Here is a 21,195-nt window from a genome sequence, read left to right as displayed (position 1 = left end):
AAAACACCCCGAACATCGTTCGGGGTGTTTTTTATTTGTCCGCCGGTGCTTGCCGTAGGCGTGCGGGTCAGCGCAAGAACCGATTCGTCACCGGATAACGCCAGTCACGCCCAAACCCGCGGGGTGTTATGCGGGCGCCGATGGCGGCCTGGCGGCGCTTATACTCGTTGATCTTGAGTAGTTTCACCACGCGCAATACATCGGCCTCGCTGTAGCCTCGGGCGATGATGTCGGCCATGGACAGGTTTTCTTCCACATAGAGCGCCATGATGGCATCCAGGATGTCATAGGGCGGCAGGCTGTCCTGGTCTACCTGGTTGTCGCGCAGCTCGGCCGAAGGGGGGCGGGTAATGATGCGGTCGGGGATGATGTCGGACACGCTGTTGCGGTACTGGCTGAGGCGATAGACCAGCGTCTTGGCGATATCCTTGAGCACAGCATAACCGCCGGCCATATCGCCGTAGAGGGTGGCGTAACCGGTGGTCATCTCCGACTTGTTACCGGTCGTTAGGACCAGCCTGCCGGTCTTGTTCGATAGCGCCATCAGCAGCACGCCGCGTATGCGGCTCTGCAGGTTTTCCTCGGTCGTATCTGGCGCCAAGCCGGCGAACTGCGGCGCCAGGGCGGTGCTGAAGGCTTCATACATGGGCTCTATGCTGATCTCGTCATACTGCACGCCCAGTCGCCGTATCATTTCGCGGGAGTCGTCCAGGCTGATCTGGGCGGTGTAGCGGGAGGGCATCATCACCGCCCGCACCTTGTCGGCACCTAGCGCATCCACGGCGATGGCCAGGGTCAGGGCGGAGTCGATGCCGCCCGAGAGGCCGATGATGGCGCCGGGGAAGCCGTTCTTGACGATGTAATCGCGGGTGGCGACGACCAGCGCCTGATAGACCGTGGCCGCTTCGCTGCCTGTCGGGGCGATGTCGCCGGGTTCGATATCGCCGTCGCTGAAGCTCAGCATGGCAGTGGCCGATTCAAAGCGCGGTAGCTGCGCCACCAGTTCGCCGGCCCGGTTCATGGCGAAGCTGGCGCCGTCGAATACCAGTTCATCCTGGCCACCCACCCAGTTGCAATAGACGATGGGCAGGCCGGTTTCCTCTATGCGCTGGCGCACAATCTGCTGGCGTACATCGTCCTTGCCCACGTGGTAAGGCGAGGCATTGGGCACCAGCAGAATCTGTGCCCCCATGTCGGCGGCTTCCGAGGCCGGCTCCACATGCCAGATATCTTCGCAGATGGGTACACCCACCATGACCACGCTGCCGTCGTGGCAGCTTTGCTCATAAACGCAGGGCAGGGCGCCGGGCGTGAAGTAGCGGCATTCATCGAACACTTCGTTATTGGGCAGTACCATCTTCTGGCCACGGGCCAGGAAGTTGCCGTCGCGCATCACCGTGACACCATTGAAGCGCTCCTGCCCCAGCATGACCGGGTGGCCCACGATCAGCGTGACGTCATCGGCGGCATCCAGCAGTCTGTCCAACTGCTCGTTGCAGGCCTGGTAAAAGCTGGGCCGCAGCAGCAGATCCTCGGGCGGGTAGCCGGCGATGGCCAGTTCGGGTACCAGCAAGACATCGGCACGGGCTGCGCGGGCCTCGCTGATCAGGCGCAGGATCTGGTCGGTATTGCCGGCGAGATCGCCCACGGTGGCGTTGAATTGGGCGACGGCGATTTTCATGGTCATGGTGAGTCTTTGCAGTGGTGCGGGCGCAGCTTAGTCGTAGGTGGCAGCAGGCTCAAAACGGCAGAGCTTGGCCACCAGCACGGCGGGAAACTGGGCTATGTCGAGGTTGTAGAGGCGGACGGCGGCATCGTGAGTATTGAGCCTATCCGCCCAGGTGTTGCCATCAAAGGTTGTGGGGTCGCTCTCTCTGCGCAGGGTCATGCTATCCAGCTCGGCGCGCAGGGCTGCGATGACGTGTCGGGCAGCGACCAGGCGGTTGTAGCAGAGTGCTAGGTAGACCACACAGGTCAGCATCAGCAGGGTCAGGATCAGGAGTGGCATGGCTATCCTTTATTTACAGCGCGGCTGACAACAAACCGCGTGGCGGTTCTGGCTAGGTACGTGGGCGCAGGCGTGCATGTCGCCACGGTAGGCTTGCGCAGCCATGCCAGCAGGGTTTTGTCTGCGGCATTCACCTAGCGACCAGCATAAAGTACGAACATGGCCGGTCTTTTCTTCAGGTCTGGCCTGACCTGTGACTTCCAGCTGCTGAGTGTTTGCGACACGATGAGTTCATCATTGCAGCTCAAGTCGCGTGCCACGGTCAGTTGCGTGGCCGGTTTGCATGCTTGCAGTATGGCATCCACCATGGCGTCGTTGCGGTAGGGCGTTTCAATAAACAGCTGGGCTTCGTCGAACCTGCTTGAATCTCGCTCCAGCTCGCGTAGTCGCTCCTGCCTGGGGCCGGTCTCAACCGGTAGGTAGCCATGGAAGCGGAAGCGCTGGCCGCTGGCGCCTGCTGCCATCAGGGCCAGCAGTATGGAGGATGGCCCCACCAGCGGCACAACCCGTATACCGCGCCTATGTGCTAGCCTGACCAGGTTGGCGCCTGGGTCTGCCACGCCGGGGCAGCCGGCTTCCGAGATGACACCCACGTCATGGCCGGCTTCCAGCGGGGCAAGCAGGGCAGCCAGCTCGCTCTCCTTGCTGTGCTCATTCAGCTCCATCATCTTCAGCTCGGCTATGACGCGCTCGGGGCCGTACAGCTTGAGGAAGCGGCGTGCCGTCTTGGCGTTTTCCACCACCCAGTGGTCTATGCGATTGGCCAGGGTCCGCACGTCCTGCGGCAGGATGGCCTCCAGCGTGCCTTCTCCCAGTGGTGCCGGTACCAGATAGAGTGTGCCCTTCATAGCAGTGGATAGCCTTCCTCGCGCAGCATGTGGCACAACGCTATCAGCGGCAGGCCGATGATGGCAGCAGGGTCGCTGCCTTCCATGCGGTCTATCATGGCGACGCCCAGGCCTTCAGTCTTTGCGCTGCCGGCGCAGTCATAGGGCTGTTCGCGCTCCAGATAGCGGGTGATCTCGGCATCACTATAATCGCGCATGCTGACTTGCCAGGGGACGACGATCTCCTGGGTGCGGCCGCTGGCGCTATTGTGCAGGGCCAGGGCGGTATGGAACACCAGGGTCTGGCCGCGCATGGCACTCAGCTGCACGAAGGCGCGTTCAAAATTGCCGGGCTTGCCCAGCTGTTCGCCATGCAGCAGCGCAACCTGATCCGAACCGATGATAAGGGCATTGGGATAGCGGCCGGTCAGCGATTGCGCCTTGATTCTGGCCAGGCGGGTCGCTGTTTCGGCGGCAGTCTCACCGGCAAGGGGGGTTTCGTCGCAATCCGGTGCGGCGACTTCGAATGGCAGGCCCAGGCGGCTGAGCAGCTCGCGCCTATAGCGCGAGGTGGAGCCGAGTACGAGTGTTGGTGTGCTCATGATGGAGGCGGTTCCAGCGGGTTGACTTGATCTTGCGCCCTGCGGCGGCCTGCCTGAGCCTTGTCTGGCCGGCAGATTTGCTGGGGCCAGGAAGGGGCGGGTGGACTGTGCCTGCACCGCACGGCAAAGGCTAGATTTTTTTGACGTTTGAAGGACTTGGAGTATATCATCCACCGTTTATGTCCGACCTCACCTTCGACAACGGCGAATTTGCCAGACGTGAACGCACCCTGCAGGGGGAATTGGCCTTGGCCGATCTGCCCCGTGTGGCGGCCGACGTGCTGGGCGGTAGTGCCATACAATTTGCCCTGGCCGGCAACGCAGACAAGTACAAGCGCCTGACGCTGGACTTGCGTGTAGGCGGCCAGCTTGAGTTGAAATGCCAGCGCTGCCTCAAGTCCTTGCCGTTCGAGATAGACGTAGCGACACGCTTCACCCTGTTTGCCGACGAGGCCAAGCTGGATGAGGCGGAAGCGGAAGATGAGGACATGGAAGGTTTGCTGTTTGAGCAAGAGTTCAGCCTGCTAAACCTGATTGAGGACGAGATTTTGCTGTCGCTACCCTATGCTCCGGCACACGATGCGTGTGTTGCCGAGGTGGGTGTGGCGCCAGATGCGGACGTAGTGCCGCAAAAGCCGAACCCGTTTGCCGTGCTGGCGGATCTTAAAGGCAAGTTGCAGCGCGGCGAACACTAAGTTTTTGTCATTTTCGAGTTTGATCCAGGAGTTAGAACCATGGCCGTTCAACAGAACAAAAAATCCCCTTCCAAGCGCGGCATGCATCGCGCCCACGATTTCCTGACCGCTCCTGCGCTGGCTGTTGAGCCCAGCACTGGCGAGGCTCACCTGCGTCACCACATCAGCCCCAACGGCTTCTACCGTGGTCGTCGCGTGGTCAAGGCCAAGGGCGAGTAATTGTCCTTTGCTTCGGCAAGCAATACCAAGGCGCGCTTCCTACGAAGCGCGCCTTTTTGTTTGTACTGTTTCAAGCTAGCGCTTGGCGAACATCGCGCTAGCCCGTAATCTCCCGCCCATGGAAATCACAGTCTCTATCGATGCAATGGGCGGCGACCACGGTGTGCATGTCACCGTGCCCGCCGCACTCAAGTTTCTCAAGGCACATCCCGACGTCAATGTGGTCCTGGTGGGTTTGCAGGATGCCATTGAGGCCGAGCTGAAGGCGCGTCACGCCACGGTTGGCCCGCGTCTGCGCATCCATCACGCCAGCGAAGTCGTAGCCATGGACGAGCCGCCCCAGTTGGCCCTCAAGAACAAGAAAGACTCGTCCATGCGGGTGTCCATCAACCTAGTGAAGTCCGGCGAGGCGCATGCCTGCGTGTCGGCAGGCAACACCGGTGCGCTGATGGCCACGGCCCGTTTTGTACTCAAGACCCTGGCAGGCATAGATCGCCCTGCCATCGCCAAGATGCTGCCCACCATGCACGGCACCAGCTGCGTGCTGGATCTGGGGGCTAATGTCGACTGTACGCCCGAGCAGCTGTATCAGTTCGGCGTGATGGGGGCGGCGCTCAGCAGTGCGCTCAATCACCAGGACAGACCCACGGTCGGCCTGCTCAATATTGGCTCGGAGGACATCAAGGGTAACGAGGTGGTCAAGGAGGCGGCCGAGTTGCTGAAGGCGTCCAGTCTCAACTTCCGTGGCAATGTGGAAGGCAATGACATCTACAAGGGTACGGTGGATGTGGTGGTCTGCGACGGCTTTACCGGCAATGTGGCTTTAAAGGCCTCGGAAGGGCTGGCCAAGATGCTGACCGAGATACTGAAGGACGAGTTCTCCCGCAGTTGGTGGCGCAAGCTGATTGCCTTGGTGGCCATGCCGGTGTTGCTGAGTTTTCGCCACCGCATGGATACCAGGCGCTTCAATGGCGCCAGCCTGTTGGGCCTGCGCGGTATTGTGGTGAAGAGTCACGGCGGTGCAGACAGGCTGGGTTTCTACTATGCGCTGGAGCAGGCCTTGGAAGAAGCACGCTCCGGCGTGCTGCACAAGATTACCGAAACCATGGCAGACCATGTGGTGGCCAGCAAGGCGGCGGCCGAGCGAGCTTAGCGAAGCTGGATATGGCACTGCTTGCTTGGCGCACTGTGTGCTCGGGTAGGGCAGGGGTGCGATCAAGCGTACTTAGGGTGGCCTGGGCTGGATAGCCGGGCCGATAGCCTGCACAGGCAGCGTTGCTGTGCGAACAAAGAGGGGGTTGTGGGCAGGCCCCGGTATTTTCTGACCCGTGCGACTATGTCTCGTGCGGGCATTACCCCAGCGTACCGCTGCCCACGAGGCGGCGGATGGAGAGACCGAAGTGCAGTATTCCCGCATTGCCGGCACGGGCAGCTATTTGCCCGCGCGCGTACTGGCCAACGCCGAGTTGGCCCAGCAGGTTGATACCAGTGACGAATGGATAGTGACGCGTACGGGCATCCGTGAGCGTCGTATCGCCGCTGCAGACGAGCTGACCAGTGATCTGGCGCTCAAGGCCAGCCTGGCGGCGATGGAGGCGGCGGGCGTTACCGCGGCCGATATCGACCTGATCATCGTCGCCACCACCACCCCTGATGTCGTGTTCCCCAGCACCGCTTGCATATTGCAGGACAAGTTGGGTGTGCATGGTTTTCCGGCCTTCGATGTGCAAGCCGTTTGTGCCGGTTTTGTCTATGCCCTGGCGACGGCAGACCAGTTTGTTCGTGGTGGCATGGCCAAGACGGCGCTGGTGGTAGGGGCGGAAGTGTTCTCTCGCATACTGGATTGGGATGATCGCAGTACCTGTGTGCTGTTTGGCGATGGTGCTGGTGCGGTGGTGCTGAAAGCCACGGACCAGCCGGGCATTCTGGTCACCAAGCTCAAGGCGGACGGCCGCTACCGTGACATCCTGACTACCCCGGCAAGCATCATGCACGGCGATGTCAGCGGCAAGCCCTTCCTGCATATGGACGGCCCGGCGGTATTCAAGTTTGCGGTCAAGGCGCTGGCCGAGCTGGCTACCGAAACGCTGGCTGCGGCGGGCTTGCCGCAGTCCGAGCTGAGCTGGCTGGTGCCGCATCAGGCCAATCTGCGCATTATCGAATCCACCGCCAAGCACTTGGGGCTGAGCATGGACAAGGTGGTGGTCACCCTGGATAGGCACGGCAATACCTCGGCGGCGTCCATCCCGCTGGCCCTGGATGAGGCGGCCCGAGCTGGTCGTTTCAAGCCGGGTGAGCTGCTGCTGCTGGAGGGGATTGGTGGCGGATTTGCCTGGGGATCGGCCCTGCTGCGCTGGTAGGCGGCGGGCGGCGGCGCATCAAACAAGCGCCTGCTTGCTAGCGGTTTGACCGCTTGAAGGGTAGTATCTGCGCTTATTTTCTGGAAACGTCGTCGAAAAACAAGGGTGATAACGTGTTCAGGCTCTATGGTTCAGCATTCTCGAACTACTCCAACAAGGTCAAGCTGACCCTGCTGGAGAAGGGTATCGCCTTCGAGGAGATCGCGACAGGCCCCTCGCAAGAGGCAGATTTTTTGGCGCGCTGCCCCACAGGCAAGGTGCCTTACTTTGAGGTGGATGGTACTCGCTTTTGCGAGAGCCAGGCTGCATTGGAGTATCTGGAAGAACGCTATCCTGATGTGGCCTTGCTGCCCAAGGACTTGCTGGCACGTGCCAAGGTGCGTGAGCTGATACAGATACTGGAGCAGGATGTGGAGCTGGTGGCCCGTCGTTTGCTGCCGCACGCCTTGTTTGGCGCGCCAGTGGCCGATGGTGTCAAGGATGAGGTGGCGCGCCAGTTGGACCGAGGGGTGCAGGCGTTTGGCCGGGTGGCCCGCTTTTCACCCTATCTGGCGGGCGAGATGTTTACCCTGGCGGACTGTGCCGCTGCCGTCCATTTCCCCTTGATCAGTCGGATTACCGACAATGTCTACGGTCGCGACTGGTTTGCCGGGCTGCCGGTGGCGACTTATCTCGAACACATGAAGCAACGCCCTGCCTATGCGAGGGTGCTGGCCGATATGGCGGCAGCCCGCGCAGCGCGGGGATAGGGAAGCGCGATAGATGAAACTTGCATTTGTTTTTCCTGGCCAGGGTTCGCAAGCCATAGGCATGTTGAATGCCTTCGCTGATAGCGATGTGGTGCGGCAGACGCTGGCAGAAGCGAGCGAGGCGCTCGGTTTTGACCTGGCGGCCATGATAGCGGGCGGCCCGGACGAGGCGCTCAACGCGACCGTCAATACCCAGCCGGCAATGCTGGCGGCAGGCGTGGCGGTATACCGAGCCTGGCTGGCGGCTGGTGGGCGCAAGCCGGACTATCTCGCCGGCCACAGCCTGGGTGAGTACTCGGCCCTGGTGGCGGCCGATGCGCTGGATTTCAAGGATGCGGTGCGCCTGGTACGCCTGCGGGCAGAGGCCATGCAGGCCGCGGTGCCGGCTGGGCAGGGTGGCATGGCTGCCATTCTGGGCCTGGACGACGACGCCATCCGTGCCGCCTGTGCCGAGGCGGCGCAAGGCGAGGTCGTCGAGGCGGTAAACTTCAATACCCCTGGTCAGGTGGTGATTGCGGGCAGTAAGGCCGCCGTGGACCGGGCCTGTGAGGCCTGTACGGCGCGCGGCGCCAAGCGGGCCTTGCCGCTGCCGGTATCGGTGCCTTCGCATTGCGCGCTGATGAAGCCGGCGGCCGTGCAACTGGAATCGGCCATGGCGGGCATCATGCTGCGCGCGCCCGCCATCCCGGTGATTCATAACGCAGATGTCACTGCCTGGTCACATGACCATGAGATCAAAGGGGCCTTGGCGCGCCAGCTCTATAGCCCGGTGCGCTGGGTAGAGACCGTGCAACTGCTGGCCCAGTACGGTGTGACCGTGGTGGCTGAATGCGGCCCAGGCAAGGTGCTGGCAGGTATGACCAAGCGTATCAACGGCGAACTGAGCGGCATGGCACTGACCGAGCCGGCCAGTTTCGACAAGCTGAAGGCGGCCCTGTGAACCGGGTGGTGGAGGCATTCCGCCGCATGCGCTGGATAGACAGGGTGTTTATCCCCCTGGCACTGCTGCTGGGGGTGACGCGCGTGCATGACGGCCTGGTCAATGGTGTGGCCTGGTCACTGGCTGCCGGTGCGGGTTTCTTCCTGTATGCGGCCGGCAAGCTGGGGCAGTACATGAGCGGTGATGATGCCAGGCCCAGCGGCAAGGCCTTGATCATGCAGGTGGCGGGTGTCGGTCTTTGGCTGGCCTCGATGATCTGGCGCCTGACGAACAATTGACGATTGAGCAAGTGAGCGAGGAAGACGACGCATGTCCCTAACAGGCAAAGTAGCACTGGTTACCGGTGCATCCCGCGGCATAGGCCGGGCTATCGCCGAGACCCTGGGCAAAGAGGGTGCCATCGTGATAGGCACGGCAACCAGCGACACGGGTGCGCAGGCCATATCGGACTATCTGGCTGCTGCCGGCTATCCGGGCCAGGGTCTGGCGCTCGACGTGAACGACAGTGCCGCCCTGGATGCCGCGCTGGAACAGGTCGAGAAAACCCATGGCACCATTGCCGTGCTGGTGAACAACGCGGGTATTACCCGTGACCAATTGCTGATGCGGATGAAGGAAGAGGACTGGGATGCCGTCATGGATACCAATCTGCGTTCCGTATATCGGCTCTCCAAGGCCGTATTGCGTGGCATGATGAAGGCTCGCTGGGGGCGCATCATCAGCATTGCTTCGGTAGTGGGTGCATCCGGCTCTGCCGGCCAGACCAACTACGCCGCCGCCAAGGCGGGCATGATGGGTTTTACGCGGTCGCTTGCACGTGAGGTAGGCAGCCGCAATATCACGGTCAACTGCGTGGCCCCCGGTTTTATCGATACGGATATGACAGCCAGCCTGGCGGATGACTACAAGCAGAAGCTGCTGGCGCAGATTCCGCTGGAGCGTTTGGGGCAGCCGCAGGAGATTGCCGATGCCGTGGGCTTCCTTGCATCGGACCGAGCCGCTTACGTAACGGGTACTACCCTGCATGTAAACGGCGGTATGTACATGAATTAATTGGAGTTTTCACTCCGTTTTTTGGCGTCGCCGTTTTTTGATAGAATGCGGGCGCTTTTGACCATCCAACACGAAAGGTTTGGGTTCAAGAATGGAAAATATCGAACAACGCGTGAAGAAGATCGTCGCCGAACAGCTGGGCGTCAACGAAGCCGATATCAAGATCGACTCGTCCTTCGTTGAAGACCTCGGTGCCGACTCGCTCGACACCGTTGAACTCGTGATGGCGCTGGAAGAAGAATTCGAGTGCGAAATTCCGGACGAAGAAGCCGAAAAGATCACCAACGTTCAGCAAGCCATCGATTACGTCAAGAGCCATCAGGGCAAGTAATCCAGCTGTGAGCCAGACCTTGACCGGCTTGGCTGCAGGGTGTGCAAGACCCCGACGCGTTTGCTCGCGGCGGGGTCTTGTCACATTTGCTGTTCAATTTGATCGGTCGCTTGTTTGACCGTGGTGTATTGTCATGCGAGTCATGTAGAGTGATGCGCAGCTGTTCTCGATAGGAAGTTCCAATGTCCAAACGCAGAGTTGTCGTTACTGGCCTGGGCCATGTTTCTCCTGTAGGCAATGATGTCGCTTCAGGATGGGCCAATTTGCTGGCCGGCAAGAGCGGTATCGGCACCATCACCCGTTTTGATGCCAGCGATATGGCCTGCCAGATCGCCGGGGAAGTGCGTGGCTTCGATGTCACCCAATACATTTCGCCCAAAGAGGCGCGCCGCATGGATACCTTTATCCATTACGGCATTGCCGCTGCGCTGGATGCCATCAAGGATGCCGGCCTGGACGATATTGCTGGTCTGGACAAGACCCGTGTCGGCGTCAATATCGGCTCGGGTATCGGCGGTCTGCCCCTGATCGAGGAAACCGGCGTGGACCTGATGCAGGGCGGTCCCCGCAAGATCGGTCCTTTCTTTATTCCTGGTTCGCTGATCAACCTGATCGCGGGCCACGTCAGCATCATCAAGGGCTATCAAGGCCCTTCCTACGGCATCGTGTCGGCGTGTACCACTGGCGCACACTGCATAGGGGATGCTGGCCGCATGATCCAGTATGGCGACGCCGACATCATGGTAGCCGGCGGGGCCGAATGTGCCATCGCCCGCTTGGGCATAGGCGGTTTTGCCTCCATGAAGGCACTGTCTACCCGCAATGACGATCCGACCACGGCTTCGCGCCCCTGGGACAAGGGTCGTGACGGCTTTGTCATGGGCGAGGGGGCAGGGGTGTTGGTACTGGAGGAGTACGAGCACGCGGTCAAGCGCGGCGCCACCATCTATGCGGAGCTGGCCGGTTTTGGGATGAGCTCGGACGCCCACCACATCACCGCGCCGAATGCCGAGGGCCCGGCCCGTGGCGTGCAGAATGCGTTGCGGGATGCCGGCGTCAATCCTGACGAGGTCGACTACGTCAACGCCCACGGTACCTCTACGCCGCTGGGTGATGCCAACGAGACCAATGCACTCAAGATTGCTTTTGGTGACCATGCGCGCAAGCTGGCCATCAACTCTACCAAGTCCATGACGGGTCACTTGCTGGGTGGCGCGGGCGGGGTGGAGGCGGTGTATTCCATCCTGGCGTTGCACCACCAGAAGAGCCCGCCCACCATCAACCTGTTCGAGCAGGATATCGAGGGTGGCTGTGATCTGGATTACGTGGCCAATACGGCCCGTGACATGACTATCCGGGTGGCGATCTCCAACTCCTTCGGGTTTGGCGGAACCAATGGCACGCTGGTGTTCAAGCGGGTCTAGCCAGGGCGCGAGAGGCGTTGCGCGCTAGCACGGCGTAGCGTACTGCCCTGTGGCGGCAGGCCTCCTGGCGGAATACTCGCCAAGCGGCTTGCCAAACAGAATGCCGCGCGGGAGACTGCGCGGCGTTTTCATTGATTTGCTGCGCGATGCCAACCTTATCGCTAGACACCACGCCTGATCTGCTGGCGCTGGCTGCGGCCCATCCGGCTGCCTTCCCCTATCTGTTGCAGTCTGCTGGCGACGCCGGCTGGGACATCCTGTTCGCCCTGCCTATGTCGGTGCGTGTCTATGCCGGGCACGAGGGGCAGGCGCTGTACGACGACCTTGCCCGTATCGCCGTGGCGCCCCAGATGGCGGCGGGGGAGCTGCCCTTTAGTGGTGGCTGGTTCACCTATCTGGGCTATGAGTGGCTGGAGACACTGGAACCCACGGTGCCGGCGCGACAGGACAGGGACTTCCCATTGGGGCTGCTGGCCAGGGTGCCGGCTGCCATATTGGTAAGACGAGGCCAGGTTGGGGCGGTGCTGGTAGCGGAGACCGAGGCGCAACTGGCCAGTCTGCAGGCATTGCTGGCTGCCGTGCCGGTCTTTGCGCCGCAGGCTATTGCCTTGCAGCAACTGGGTGAGGACGAGCCGGCGGCGTTCCTGGCGGGGACCTTGCGCTGCAAGGACTATATCCGCGAGGGCGATGTTTTCCAGGTCAATCTGTCGCGCGGCTGGGATGCCAGGCTGGCCGATGGCGCCGGGCCGCTGGATCTGTTCGCCCAGTTGCGCCGTGCCAATCCTGCGCCCTTCTCGGCCTATGTGGATCTGGGGGGCGGCCAGGCTATCGTCAGTTCATCGCCCGAGCGTTTGGTGAGGATAGACAGGCAGGGCCGGGTGGAGACGCGCCCCATCGCGGGCACGCATCCGCGTTCCGCCGATCCGCAAGAGGACGCTGCGCAGAAGGCCCGGTTGCTGGCTTCGACCAAGGAGCGGGCTGAGCACATCATGTTGATTGACCTTGAGCGCAACGATCTTGGGCGTATTGCCGTGCCGGGTACGGTAAAGGTTGATGCCTTGATGGAGGTGACCAGCTATACCTATGTCCACCATATCGAGTCTACCGTCAGCTGTACCCTGAGCGCAGGGCAGCATGTGGCGGGGGTATTGCGGGCCTTGTTCCCCGGCGGCACGATTACCGGCTGCCCCAAGGTGCGCTGCATGCAGATCATCAGGGAGCTGGAGGACAGGCCGCGTCGCGCCTATACCGGCAGCCTGGGCTATATCAATCAAGATGGCTCGCTGGACCTGAATATCCTGATCCGTACCTTTATGCAGGATGGCGATGCCTTGTACTTCCGCGCTGGTGCTGGCATCGTGGCCGACAGTGATCCCGAGCGGGAATTGAATGAGACGCGCGCCAAGGCCAGGGGCTTGCTGCGCGCCCTGGGGGTGCAGCATTAGTGCGGTGGTCGCATCAGCTAGGTGAGGGAAAGGGTGAGGCGTGACCGAGCAAACCGCCTTGATCAATGGCGAGATCGATGCCGTAATCTCTCCGCGGGATCGTGGACTGGCCTATGGCGACGGGGTGTTCCGTACCCTGCGCTGCCAGGCCGGACGGGTGCTGGCCTGGCCCAGGCAGTATGCGAGGCTGCAGGCCGATTGTGATCGGTTGGGCATGGCGTGCCCGGATGAAGCCCTATGGTTGGCCGATCTGGCAAGACTGGCGCCCTGGGACGCCAGCATCAAGTTGATGGTGACGCGTGGGGTGGCCGCCAGGGGCTATGCCTGTGCACCGGATGCACCGCTTACTAGGCTGGTATTGGTCGGCCCCTTGCCTGCCTATCCTGACGCGCTTTACCGCGATGGCGCAGCCATCAGGCTGTGCGACTGGTTGTTGCCGATACAGCCCGGATTGGCCGGGGTCAAGCATCTCAACCGGCTGGATCAGGTGATGGCCAGGCGGGAGTGGAGCGACCCGGCGATATTTGAAGGCCTGATGCGTAATGCGCGTGGCGAGCTGGTAGAGGGGGTGATGAGTAATCTCTATCTGCTGCAGGATGGTTGCTTGCTGACACACCCGCTGACGGATTGTGGTGTGGCCGGTGTAATGCGCGAGATGGTGTTGCGGCTTGCGACCGAGTTGGGCTTGCCAACCGTGTTGCGGTCTTTCGATGCGGATGTCATGCTAAGCGCAGAGGCCGTGTTGCTGAGCAATAGTCTGGCTGGCGTGGTGCCGGTGGGGCGTTGTGGTCAGCGCCTATGGCAGGATTTCAGCTTGGCTGCGCAACTTAATCACCGTATCAACTCATTGTGTCTTGAAGAGAGCCGTCTATGCTTGCCCGTTTGATCTTACCCTTGCTGCTGTTGGTGCCCGCGCAGGCAGCAGGTCCAACATTGCCGGACAAGTACTCCCCCATCTTCTACGAGCATCTGCCGGGGAAGGAGAAAGCCCGTTGCGAGAAGTACGTCAACGAGTTGGTGTTGATAGAGAAGCGCAAAAAAATGGGCGCCAAGCCCTGGGATCTGGAGAAGATGGCGGCCAAGCAGGCCAAGATAGAGGCAGACTACGATAAGTACTGCCTGCGTCTGCAGAAGTAACCGTTACGGTGAACAGTCTTCGCAGTAAACAGTAGGCCGGCTGATTGCCGGCTTTTTTACATCTGTACTTGCCATAATTGGCAGGAATGTTTAAATTTCCAGAAAATACTGGAATTTGAACATGAACCTGACTCCGCTGGCTGAACGCTTTGTGCTGCACTTTGGTGAAATGGGCTCCCGCTGGGGTGTCAATCGCACTGTGGGGCAGATTTATGCCTTGCTCTACATCAGTGGCAAGCCACTATGCGCCGACGAAATAGGCGAGACGCTGGCGTTTTCCCGCTCCAATGTCGGCATAGGCATCAAGGAGCTGCAGGCCTGGCGTCTGGTCAAGCTGGTACACCTGCCTGGTGACCGGCGCGACTTCTTTGAGCCGCCCAAGGATGTCTGGGACATCTTCCGGGTGTTGATGGAGGAGCGCCGTCGCCGCGAGATAGAACCTACCCTCAGCATGCTGCGCGAAGCGTTGCTGGAACGCCCCGATAGCGAGGCGGACCAGATTGCCCAGGATCGCATGCGCGAGATGCACGGGCTGATCGAGCTGACCACGGGCTGGCTGGACGAAGTTCAGCGGCTCTCGCCCGAGACGGTGATACGGCTGATGCAACTGGGTGCGAAGGTACAGAAGGTGCTGGAGTTCGCCGACAAGCTCAAGTTCGGTGGCCGTGATGGCGGCGAGGCTTGACCGCCATGACTGACCCCGACCCTGGCACCAGACCTGCCCTTACCACGCGCCGGCCGCGCTTGTGGCTGGAGTTGAGCGTGATCGTGGCGGTCAAGCTCACCCTCTTCTTTACCGCCAAGCACCTCTGGTTCAGCGAACCACTGGCCCGCCACATGACCGTACCCCAGCCGCAGGTGGAGCAGCAACTGCTCGGCACGGCGGCCAAGCCTGTACCCCCTGTATCCCCGACTCGCGGAGCTTCCCATGATCTCACCCGATGACGTGGTCACCCTGTCACGCCTGCAGTTTGCGTTGACGGCCATGTTCCACTTCCTGTTTGTGCCATTGACTCTGGGACTCTCCTGGATACTGGTGATCTGCGAGGCGGCCTATGTCATGACCGGCCGGCAGGTGTATCAAGACATGACCCGTTTCTGGGGCAAGCTGTTCGGCATCAACTTCGCCATGGGGGTGGCCACCGGGCTGACGCTGGAGTTCCAGTTCGGAACCAACTGGGCCTATTACTCCCACTATGTGGGCGATATCTTCGGCGTGCCCTTGGCGATAGAAGGCATGATGGCTTTCTTTCTGGAGTCCACCTTCATCGGCTTGTTTTTCTTTGGCTGGAACCGCCTGAGCCCGGTCAAGCACCTGATGGTGACCACCTTGCTGGCGCTGGGCACCAATCTCTCGGCATTGTGGATCTTGATCGCCAATGGCTGGATGCAGAACCCGGTGGGCGCAGAATTCAACTACCACACCATGCGCATGGAGCTGGTGAGTCTGTCGGAAGTGTTCTTCAACCCGGTGGCGCAGGCCAAGTTCGTGCACACGGTGGCCGCAGGCTATGTCACGGGTGCCATGTTCGTGCTGGGCATATCGGCGTTCTATCTGCTGCGCGCCCGTGATACCGGCTTTGCCATACGCTCGTTTGCCATTGCGGCGGGCTTTGGCCTGGCCGCCAGCCTGTCGGTCATCGTGCTGGGCGACGAATCGGGTTACACCACGGGCGAGGTGCAAAAGGTGAAGCTGGCAGCGATCGAGGCGGAGTGGGAAACCCATCCGGCACCAGCAGGGCTGACCCTGTTTGGCCTGCCCAACCAGGCCGAGGAGCGTACCGACTATGCGGTGAAGGTGCCCTACGCACTGGGCCTGATTGCTACCCGCTCGGTCGACGAGCCGGTAATAGGCATCAAGGATCTGAAGCGCAACCATGATCTGCGCATACGCCGTGGCATGAAGGCCTATGAGGCACTGGTGAAGCTGAAGGCGGGCGATAGGTCCGATGCTGTGCTGTTGCAGTTCGAGCAGCACAAGGCCGACCTGGGGTTTGGCCTGCTGCTGAAGAAATACACGCCCAGGGTGGTGGATGCGACCGAAGCGCAGATTGCCCAGGCGGTGAGCGACACCATTCCGCAGGTGGCACCGCTGTTCTGGGCCTTCCGTGGCATGGTGGGGCTGGGTTTTCTGTTCCTGTTCATCTTTGGCGCCAGCTTCTGGTATCTGGCCCGCAAGCAGCTGGCGCCCCGGCGCTGGTTGCTGCGCCTGTGTGTGGTCGCCATCCCCTTGCCTTGGGTAGCGGCAGAGCTGGGCTGGTTTGTGGCGGAGTATGGCCGGCAGCCATGGACCATCTCGGGCATCCTGCCTACCCATCTGTCGGTCTCCAGCATTGAGGCCAGCCAGGTGTGGACCAGTCTGCTGGGTATAGGAGCCATCTACCTGGGCCTGTTCGTGGTGGAGATGTATCTGATGCTCAAATACATACGGCTGGGGCCGGCCAGCCTCGGTACGGGCCGCTATCACGGCGAAGCCACTACTGCTTAGAAGGAGCGCCACATGCTGGATTACGACACACTGAAATTGATCTGGTGGGGGCTGCTGGCAACCCTGCTGATCGGCTTTGCCTTGATGGATGGCTTTGACATGGGGGTGGCCATGCTGCTGCCCTATGTGGGCCGTACCGATGAAGAACGCCGGGTGGCCATCAATGTGGTGGGGCCAACCTGGGAAGGAAACCAGGTCTGGCTGGTGCTGGCCGGTGGTGCCATCTTTGCGGCCTGGCCGCTGGTGTATGCGGCGGGCTTCTCGGTGTTCTACTACGCCTTGGTGCTGGCGCTATGTGCCCTGTTCCTGCGCCCGGTGGGTTTCGACTACCGCAGCAAGTTGGCCCACCCGCATTGGCGCAGCTTCTGGGACTGGGGGCTATTTGTTGGCGGTCTGGTGCCGGCGCTGGTGTTCGGGATCGCGATTGGCAATCTGTTTGTCGGCCTGCCCTTTCGTTTCGATGACACCATGCGGGTCAGTTATGGCGGTGGCCTGCTGGACCAGCTGAACCCGTTTGGCCTGTATTGCGGCTTGGTATCGGCCTGCCTGCTGGCATTGCATGGCGCTACCTTGTTGCTGTTGCGCACCGAGGCTGCGGTCGGCTTGCGTGCGCAGCGGGCTGCCATGGTGTTGGGCTGCCTGCTGGCGCTGCTGTTCATCCTGGGTGGTGTGTGGCTGGCGGGCATGGCGGGTTTAAGCCTGCAAAGCCAGGGCGCAGTGGCCAAGGCACTGACGCCATTTGAGAAGACAGTCACCCGCGTAGCGGGCGGCTGGCTGCTCAACTATGGTCGCTGGGATTGGTTATGGCTGCTGCCTGTCAGCGGCGTGGTGGCAGCCTTGCTGGCCAGTTTGTCGGCCTGGCGTGGCTGGCGCTGGGCGGCATTCCTGGCCAGCGCTGCGGCGATAGTCGCCATTCTGCTGACAGCGGGCTTGTCGCTGTTTCCGTTTGTGCTGCCTTCGAGCATGGATGTCCAGAGCAGCCTTACCCTGTGGGATGCCAGCTCCAGCCATAAAACCCTGTGGGCCATGCTGCTGGTGACTGCCATCCTGCTGCCCATCGTGCTGCTCTATACCAGTTGGGTCTACCGGGTACTGCGCGGGCCGGTGACGGTAGAGGCCATCCGGCGTGACAGTCATACCGCTTATTAAGAGAGGACAAGCAATGTGGTATTTCGCCTGGATACTGGGTTTGGGGCTGGCACTGGCCTTTGGCGTAGTCAATGTGATGTGGCTGGAGGCTAACTATGCCTTTGGCCAGCGTGACGAAGACGAAACCAGGCGCCGCTTCGAGGCGCACAAGGAGTAATGCTTGCGGGCCGGCCAGCCCATTGCCCGGCCTAGTTGGATGAGGCAGGTCGCGATGTGGGCATGCCGACCACTGGGGCGCCTATATATATGTTTGCTGGGTGGTGTTCAGCCATCCACCGGTTGCTGGGGTGTAGGCAGTAGCAACTGGTAGAACGCCAGATCCAGCCAGCGGCCAAACTTGAAGCCTGCCTGCCGGATGGTACCGGCGTGGCTGAAGCCCAGCTGCAGATGCAGGGCGATACTGCCAGCATTGTCGGCATCGATGCCACCCACCAGGGTATGTACTCCGCGCGCCTGTGCTTCGACTATCAGTGCCTCCAGCAGTTTGCGGCCCAGGCCGGCGCCGCGCTGGTCTTTGTGGACATAGACGGAGTGCTCGACCGAATACTTGAAGGCCGGCCAGGCGCGGAAGGTGCCATAGCTGGCAAAGCCCAGCAGGGTGCCTTGATCGTCCTCGAAGCCGATGACGGGAAAGCCATTGGCCCGCTTGGTCTCGAACCAGCCCATCATGCTGGCGGCCGGCCTGGGGTGGTAGTCATACAATGCGGTGGAATTGACGATAGCGTCATTGAAGATGGCCAGTATGGCCTCAGCGTGGCGGGCTTCGGTACAGTGAACAAGACGCATGGTATTCCTGGATGGCGGGTGCTGACCCGCCATGTTATCCAAAGGCCCCAGGCGCGGTAAGTAGGTAGCCTCGCCACTGCCTGGGGTATTGCCGTGTCGCCCTGTCGCCCGACAGCCTGCGTGTCACACGGTGCAGCTGGCGGTGTCGCAGGCCAGTTGCTGTGGTGGCTGGGACGCGTTGGCCGCCTTTGCCAGCCTGTCGCGCAACCATGCTTGCCACGCTGCAGGTTTGCCCAGGTAGCTGTCCAGTGGCAGGATTTCCTGCTGTGTACCATCGAACAGAACCAGGGTAGGGAAGCCACGCGCCCCCAACTGTGCCATCTGCGCCCGGCTGCTGGCGATATGGCTGGCGGTTTCTGCGCCTTGCAGCTTTTCGTAGGCCTTGGCGTAGGCTTGGGCATCGAGCCCCAGATCATCGGCCAGTTGATGCAGGACCGCAGGGTTGGCAATCTGTTGGCCCGAAACATAGTGGGCTTGCTGCATGCGGTGCAGCATGGCCAGGCCCATGCCGGCGGCTGACTCGGCCGCCAGGATGGCACTGATGGGCGGTGCCGAATCCAGCATGGCCGTGCTATCGCGCAGCAGTCCGTCGCGATAGCCAGTGCCAAAGGGCTGGCCACTGAGTTCGGCGATACGTTGATCGTGTGGCAATACATAGTCTCGCCAGGCCGGGCTGATGGGGCGGCGTTGATCGCCCGCCAGCATACCGCCGGCATGCAGGTGCAGGGCGACGCCGGGCAGGCTTGCTGCGATGGCAATCAAGGGGGCGGCGCCGTAGCACCAGCCACACAAGGGGTCGTAGTAATAGTGCAGGGTGGGGCTTACCACTTCATGTCTCCCATACGCACCTTGGCGCCAATATCAAGAGCAATGCCCAGGCCGGCCTCGGGGTAGGCGTGTTGCATGGCGGCTATCAGTTCGTCACTGGTCTTGGCTTGCTGGCTGGCAGCGTCAAAGCGCAGCAGGTAGTCACGGGTGTATTGGATGGCGCTGGCGTCAAGTACGCCGCCTGTCGCCATATGGCCGGGGATCACCATGGCCGGCTGCAGTGCCTGCATCTCCTCCAGTTGGCTCAGCCAGGCCTTGCGCTCAATCTCTCGCTGCGTATCGGCGGTCCAGACGTGCAGCTTGCTGAAGACGGCGACATTACCCGCGATGGTGCGCAAGGAGGGAATCCAGACATAGGGACGATGCGCCAAGGCGCCATGGGTGCCACGCAACTCGATGGTGGCGCCATCCAGCAGCAGGGTATTGCTGGAGAGAGGCCGCGGCAGTACGGACTGCATGGGAGCGTTGGCGCCCATCTTGGGGCCCCAATAAGCCAGCTTGGCGGGCTGCTTGGCCTTGATCTTCTCCGCCACGGCGGGGCTGGCGACAATGTCTGCCTGGGGGAACAGGTTCTTGAGCGTTGCCGCGCCGAAGTAATAGTCAGGGTCGGCATTGCTGATCAATATGGTCTTGAGCGTCTTGCCGCTATCGAGGACGTGGGCGGCAATGCGATAGGCATCTGCCCGGGTGAAGCCGGCGTCGATGACCATGGCTTCGCTGCTGCCGGTGATCAACACCGAAGTGGCGTGAAAGCTGCCCGCATCGGCATTGTAGAGTTTGAGCTGCAGGGGCTGGGCCGCCTGGGTGGTGGCGGCCAAGCTGAACAGGGCGGTTGCAAGCAGGGTGGGGCGCAGCATGGTGTAACTCCTTGGTGGTGACGACAACGGGCCTAATCCCGCGTCGTTTTCAGTGAGGTGCACTTTAGTGGCTTAATTCGTTCGGATAAATCGGCTAATCTGTTCATATTTGTTGCGTATATCGAGCAAGTGATATGGATAGATTGTTGGCGATGCGTGTGTTTACCGATGTGGCCCAGACCGGCAGCTTTACCGCCAGTGCCGAGCGCCTGGATATGTCGCGCGCCATGGTGACCCGCTATGTGGCTGAGATGGAGCAATGGCTGGGCGCCCGCCTGTTGCAGCGCACTACCCGGCGTGTGACGCTGACAGATGCCGGCGAGCAATGCCTGCGGCGCAGCCAGCAGATGCTGGCGTTGGTCGAGGAGGTGGAGGCGGAGATATCTCCGCCCGACGGGTTGCTGCGAGGGCAGTTGAGGTTGACCTGCAGCATGTCGTTTGCCTACGGCCACCTGGCGGCGGCCATCAGTGACTTTCTGACCATCCATCCGTTATTGAAGATAGACCTTGATGTGGGGGATAGGGCCGTGAACCTGGTCGAGTCGCGCATCGACCTGGCAGTACGCATCAGTGCCGACCCGGACCCTGCGCTGATTGCCCGGCCATTGGCGCCTTGCGATTCCGTGCTGGTGGCAGCGCCAGCCTATCTTGCGGCTCACGGTTATCCGCAGCACCCGGTGGAGCTGAGCCAGCATCGTTGCCTGGGCTATGCCAATTTTGGCCGCAGCACCTGGCGCTTCAGCCAGGGTGGGGTGTGGCAGGAGGTCAGCGTCACCCCGCGCTTTACGGCCAATGAGGCAACGGTGCTGTTGCAGGCAGCGCTGGCAGGGGGAGGTATCGCGCTACAGCCCACCTATCTGGCCAACCGTTTGCTGGCTGGTGGTGAGCTGGTGGCCGTGTTGCCAGCCTGGCAGCCGCCGCAGATGACTATCTATGGCTTATATCCATCGCGCCGGCAGCTATCCCCAGCCATACGGGCGCTGCTGGATTTCCTGGTTGTACGATTTGCTGATCGGCGTTGGTAATTGCCGGCGTGGCGAATACCTGCCCCTGAGCATGGCCTTTAGGGCCGTCAGATCAGGCTGAACGGGCCTTCTGGCAGCCTGGCCTGGTATGGGATATTCGCGCTGCCGATAAGAATTTTGCGAATAGGTGTTGACGCGATTATCTGTGGGACGTATAGTTCGCCTCCTTGCTGCTGACGCAGACAAAAACGAAGCGAAACGAATGAGTTTAGCGGAGTGGGTCTGAAGAAGCAAACGCTCTTTAACAAGATACAACCGATAAGCGTAGGCAT

26 protein-coding genes are annotated in these 21,195 nt (G+C 61.3%); 19 read left to right on the top strand and 7 right to left on the bottom strand.

Annotated features, from left to right (window positions below; translation table 11 throughout):
• Positions 1-67 precede the first annotated feature (67 nt).
• The 4 genes from QWZ03_RS20530 to QWZ03_RS20515 all read right to left on the bottom strand — a co-directional run bounded on the left by QWZ03_RS20530 (position 68) and on the right by QWZ03_RS20515 (position 3,437).
• Positions 68-1,687, bottom strand: coding sequence for an NAD+ synthase (locus tag QWZ03_RS20530; RefSeq protein WP_290334472.1), 1,620 nt, complete (start codon positions 1,685-1,687; stop codon positions 68-70).
• Positions 1,688-1,717: 30 nt separating this feature from the next.
• Positions 1,718-2,008 (bottom strand): LemA family protein, encoded by a 291-nt coding sequence (locus QWZ03_RS20525; RefSeq protein WP_290334471.1) that lies wholly within the window; start codon positions 2,006-2,008, stop codon positions 1,718-1,720.
• Positions 2,009-2,142: 134 nt separating this feature from the next.
• Positions 2,143-2,856 (bottom strand): SAM-dependent methyltransferase, encoded by a 714-nt coding sequence (locus tag QWZ03_RS20520; protein WP_290334470.1) that lies wholly within the window; start codon positions 2,854-2,856, stop codon positions 2,143-2,145.
• A complete protein-coding gene (locus QWZ03_RS20515) occupies positions 2,853-3,437 on the bottom strand; it encodes a Maf family nucleotide pyrophosphatase (RefSeq protein ID WP_290334469.1) in 585 nt (194 codons plus the stop codon). Before QWZ03_RS20515 ends, QWZ03_RS20520 begins: the two co-directional genes overlap by 4 nt.
• Before the next feature lie 179 nt (positions 3,438-3,616).
• On the opposite strand from QWZ03_RS20515, the gene QWZ03_RS20510 reads away from it, so the two are divergent.
• The 18 genes from QWZ03_RS20510 (at position 3,617) to cydX (ending at position 17,584) form a co-directional block, all read left to right on the top strand.
• On the top strand, positions 3,617-4,132 hold the full coding sequence (locus QWZ03_RS20510) for a YceD family protein (protein WP_284198416.1): 516 nt from the start codon (positions 3,617-3,619) through the stop codon (positions 4,130-4,132).
• Between the two features lie 39 nt (positions 4,133-4,171).
• Positions 4,172-4,351 (top strand): 50S ribosomal protein L32, encoded by a 180-nt coding sequence (gene rpmF, locus QWZ03_RS20505; RefSeq protein WP_099405109.1) that lies wholly within the window; start codon positions 4,172-4,174, stop codon positions 4,349-4,351.
• A gap of 118 nt (positions 4,352-4,469) precedes the next feature.
• Complete coding sequence (gene plsX / locus QWZ03_RS20500) at positions 4,470-5,504, top strand: phosphate acyltransferase PlsX (RefSeq protein WP_290334467.1); 1,035 nt, start codon at positions 4,470-4,472, stop codon at positions 5,502-5,504.
• A 247-nt stretch (positions 5,505-5,751) separates the two neighbouring features.
• Positions 5,752-6,711, top strand: a complete 960-nt coding sequence (locus QWZ03_RS20495) for a beta-ketoacyl-ACP synthase III (protein WP_284198436.1) — start codon at positions 5,752-5,754, stop codon at positions 6,709-6,711.
• A gap of 113 nt (positions 6,712-6,824) precedes the next feature.
• Positions 6,825-7,460 carry a glutathione S-transferase family protein gene (locus QWZ03_RS20490; RefSeq protein WP_290334466.1) on the top strand — a complete coding sequence of 212 codons (636 nt, stop codon included), beginning with the start codon at positions 6,825-6,827 and terminating at the stop codon, positions 7,458-7,460.
• Between the two features lie 13 nt (positions 7,461-7,473).
• The gene (gene fabD / locus QWZ03_RS20485) at positions 7,474-8,400 is read left to right on the top strand and encodes an ACP S-malonyltransferase (protein WP_290334465.1); all 927 of its coding nucleotides are present in this window, start codon (positions 7,474-7,476) and stop codon (positions 8,398-8,400) included.
• Positions 8,397-8,678, top strand: coding sequence for a hypothetical protein (locus tag QWZ03_RS20480; RefSeq protein ID WP_290334464.1), 282 nt, complete (start codon positions 8,397-8,399; stop codon positions 8,676-8,678). The genes fabD and QWZ03_RS20480 overlap by 4 nt, the downstream gene beginning before the upstream one ends.
• 31 nt (positions 8,679-8,709) lie before the next feature.
• Positions 8,710-9,453: a 3-oxoacyl-ACP reductase FabG gene (gene fabG, locus QWZ03_RS20475; protein ID WP_284198421.1), complete on the top strand. Its 744-nt coding sequence runs from the start codon at positions 8,710-8,712 to the stop codon at positions 9,451-9,453.
• Between the two features lie 91 nt (positions 9,454-9,544).
• Entirely contained in the window at positions 9,545-9,784 is a 240-nt protein-coding gene (gene acpP / locus QWZ03_RS20470; RefSeq protein ID WP_284198422.1) for an acyl carrier protein, read from the top strand.
• A 182-nt stretch (positions 9,785-9,966) separates the two neighbouring features.
• A complete protein-coding gene (gene fabF / locus QWZ03_RS20465; protein WP_290334463.1) occupies positions 9,967-11,208 on the top strand; it encodes a beta-ketoacyl-ACP synthase II in 1,242 nt (413 codons plus the stop codon).
• A 146-nt stretch (positions 11,209-11,354) separates the two neighbouring features.
• Entirely contained in the window at positions 11,355-12,653 is a 1,299-nt protein-coding gene (locus QWZ03_RS20460; protein ID WP_290334462.1) for an aminodeoxychorismate synthase component I, read from the top strand.
• A 40-nt stretch (positions 12,654-12,693) separates the two neighbouring features.
• Entirely contained in the window at positions 12,694-13,539 is an 846-nt protein-coding gene (gene pabC, locus QWZ03_RS20455; protein ID WP_290334461.1) for an aminodeoxychorismate lyase, read from the top strand.
• Positions 13,524-13,790: a hypothetical protein gene (locus QWZ03_RS20450; RefSeq protein WP_290334460.1), complete on the top strand. Its 267-nt coding sequence runs from the start codon at positions 13,524-13,526 to the stop codon at positions 13,788-13,790. Before pabC ends, QWZ03_RS20450 begins: the two co-directional genes overlap by 16 nt.
• A 121-nt stretch (positions 13,791-13,911) precedes the next feature.
• The gene (locus tag QWZ03_RS20445; protein WP_284198427.1) at positions 13,912-14,475 is read left to right on the top strand and encodes a GbsR/MarR family transcriptional regulator; all 564 of its coding nucleotides are present in this window, start codon (positions 13,912-13,914) and stop codon (positions 14,473-14,475) included.
• A 5-nt stretch (positions 14,476-14,480) separates the two neighbouring features.
• Positions 14,481-14,735: a cytochrome oxidase putative small subunit CydP gene (cydP, locus tag QWZ03_RS20440; protein ID WP_290334459.1), complete on the top strand. Its 255-nt coding sequence runs from the start codon at positions 14,481-14,483 to the stop codon at positions 14,733-14,735.
• Entirely contained in the window at positions 14,719-16,278 is a 1,560-nt protein-coding gene (locus QWZ03_RS20435; protein WP_290334458.1) for a cytochrome ubiquinol oxidase subunit I, read from the top strand. The genes cydP and QWZ03_RS20435 overlap by 17 nt, the downstream gene beginning before the upstream one ends.
• Before the next feature lie 12 nt (positions 16,279-16,290).
• Positions 16,291-17,427, top strand: a complete 1,137-nt coding sequence (cydB, locus tag QWZ03_RS20430) for a cytochrome d ubiquinol oxidase subunit II (RefSeq protein WP_308447590.1) — start codon at positions 16,291-16,293, stop codon at positions 17,425-17,427.
• Between the two features lie 13 nt (positions 17,428-17,440).
• The gene (gene cydX / locus QWZ03_RS20425; protein ID WP_284198430.1) at positions 17,441-17,584 is read left to right on the top strand and encodes a cytochrome bd-I oxidase subunit CydX; all 144 of its coding nucleotides are present in this window, start codon (positions 17,441-17,443) and stop codon (positions 17,582-17,584) included.
• Between the two features lie 107 nt (positions 17,585-17,691).
• Here cydX and QWZ03_RS20420 read toward each other — a convergent pair whose 3' ends face one another.
• The 3 genes from QWZ03_RS20420 to QWZ03_RS20410 all read right to left on the bottom strand — a co-directional run bounded on the left by QWZ03_RS20420 (position 17,692) and on the right by QWZ03_RS20410 (position 19,898).
• Complete coding sequence (locus QWZ03_RS20420; protein ID WP_290334457.1) at positions 17,692-18,213, bottom strand: GNAT family N-acetyltransferase; 522 nt, start codon at positions 18,211-18,213, stop codon at positions 17,692-17,694.
• A gap of 123 nt (positions 18,214-18,336) precedes the next feature.
• Positions 18,337-19,041, bottom strand: a complete 705-nt coding sequence (locus QWZ03_RS20415) for a DsbA family protein (RefSeq protein WP_290334455.1) — start codon at positions 19,039-19,041, stop codon at positions 18,337-18,339.
• The gene (locus tag QWZ03_RS20410) at positions 19,035-19,898 is read right to left on the bottom strand and encodes an MBL fold metallo-hydrolase (protein WP_290334454.1); all 864 of its coding nucleotides are present in this window, start codon (positions 19,896-19,898) and stop codon (positions 19,035-19,037) included. Before QWZ03_RS20410 ends, QWZ03_RS20415 begins: the two co-directional genes overlap by 7 nt.
• Positions 19,899-20,032: 134 nt before the next feature.
• On the opposite strand from QWZ03_RS20410, the gene QWZ03_RS20405 reads away from it, so the two are divergent.
• Positions 20,033-20,923 (top strand): LysR family transcriptional regulator, encoded by an 891-nt coding sequence (locus QWZ03_RS20405; protein ID WP_290334453.1) that lies wholly within the window; start codon positions 20,033-20,035, stop codon positions 20,921-20,923.
• The last annotated feature ends 272 nt before the right edge of the window (positions 20,924-21,195 follow it).

The sequence above is a fragment of the Chitinimonas viridis genome, from assembly GCF_030409555.1.
Taxonomy (GTDB): Bacteria; Pseudomonadota; Gammaproteobacteria; order Burkholderiales; family Chitinimonadaceae; genus Chitinimonas; species Chitinimonas viridis.
The sequence above is the reverse complement of the archived record's forward strand: the minus strand, read 5'-3'. Positions and strand labels throughout refer to the sequence as shown.

Bases quoted from the DNA above. Each gene is read 5' to 3' on its own strand.
- QWZ03_RS20530 (WP_290334472.1), bottom strand. From the start codon at position 1,687: ATGACCATGAAAATCGCCGTCGCCCAATTCAACGCCACCGTGGGCGAT.
- QWZ03_RS20525 (WP_290334471.1), bottom strand. From the start codon at position 2,008: ATGCCACTCCTGATCCTGACCCTGCTGATGCTGACCTGTGTGGTCTAC.
- QWZ03_RS20520 (WP_290334470.1), bottom strand. From the start codon at position 2,856: ATGAAGGGCACACTCTATCTGGTACCGGCACCACTGGGAGAAGGCACG.
- QWZ03_RS20515 (WP_290334469.1), bottom strand. From the start codon at position 3,437: ATGAGCACACCAACACTCGTACTCGGCTCCACCTCGCGCTATAGGCGC.
- QWZ03_RS20510 (WP_284198416.1), top strand. From the start codon at position 3,617: ATGTCCGACCTCACCTTCGACAACGGCGAATTTGCCAGACGTGAACGC.
- rpmF (WP_099405109.1), top strand. From the start codon at position 4,172: ATGGCCGTTCAACAGAACAAAAAATCCCCTTCCAAGCGCGGCATGCAT.
- plsX (WP_290334467.1), top strand. From the start codon at position 4,470: ATGGAAATCACAGTCTCTATCGATGCAATGGGCGGCGACCACGGTGTG.
- fabD (WP_290334465.1), top strand. From the start codon at position 7,474: ATGAAACTTGCATTTGTTTTTCCTGGCCAGGGTTCGCAAGCCATAGGC.
- fabG (WP_284198421.1), top strand. From the start codon at position 8,710: ATGTCCCTAACAGGCAAAGTAGCACTGGTTACCGGTGCATCCCGCGGC.
- acpP (WP_284198422.1), top strand. From the start codon at position 9,545: ATGGAAAATATCGAACAACGCGTGAAGAAGATCGTCGCCGAACAGCTG.
- fabF (WP_290334463.1), top strand. From the start codon at position 9,967: ATGTCCAAACGCAGAGTTGTCGTTACTGGCCTGGGCCATGTTTCTCCT.
- QWZ03_RS20460 (WP_290334462.1), top strand. From the start codon at position 11,355: ATGCCAACCTTATCGCTAGACACCACGCCTGATCTGCTGGCGCTGGCT.
- QWZ03_RS20450 (WP_290334460.1), top strand. From the start codon at position 13,524: ATGCTTGCCCGTTTGATCTTACCCTTGCTGCTGTTGGTGCCCGCGCAG.
- QWZ03_RS20445 (WP_284198427.1), top strand. From the start codon at position 13,912: ATGAACCTGACTCCGCTGGCTGAACGCTTTGTGCTGCACTTTGGTGAA.
- cydP (WP_290334459.1), top strand. From the start codon at position 14,481: ATGACTGACCCCGACCCTGGCACCAGACCTGCCCTTACCACGCGCCGG.
- QWZ03_RS20435 (WP_290334458.1), top strand. From the start codon at position 14,719: ATGATCTCACCCGATGACGTGGTCACCCTGTCACGCCTGCAGTTTGCG.
- cydB (WP_308447590.1), top strand. From the start codon at position 16,291: ATGCTGGATTACGACACACTGAAATTGATCTGGTGGGGGCTGCTGGCA.
- cydX (WP_284198430.1), top strand. From the start codon at position 17,441: ATGTGGTATTTCGCCTGGATACTGGGTTTGGGGCTGGCACTGGCCTTT.
- QWZ03_RS20420 (WP_290334457.1), bottom strand. From the start codon at position 18,213: ATGCGTCTTGTTCACTGTACCGAAGCCCGCCACGCTGAGGCCATACTG.
- QWZ03_RS20410 (WP_290334454.1), bottom strand. From the start codon at position 19,898: ATGCTGCGCCCCACCCTGCTTGCAACCGCCCTGTTCAGCTTGGCCGCC.
- QWZ03_RS20405 (WP_290334453.1), top strand. From the start codon at position 20,033: ATGGATAGATTGTTGGCGATGCGTGTGTTTACCGATGTGGCCCAGACC.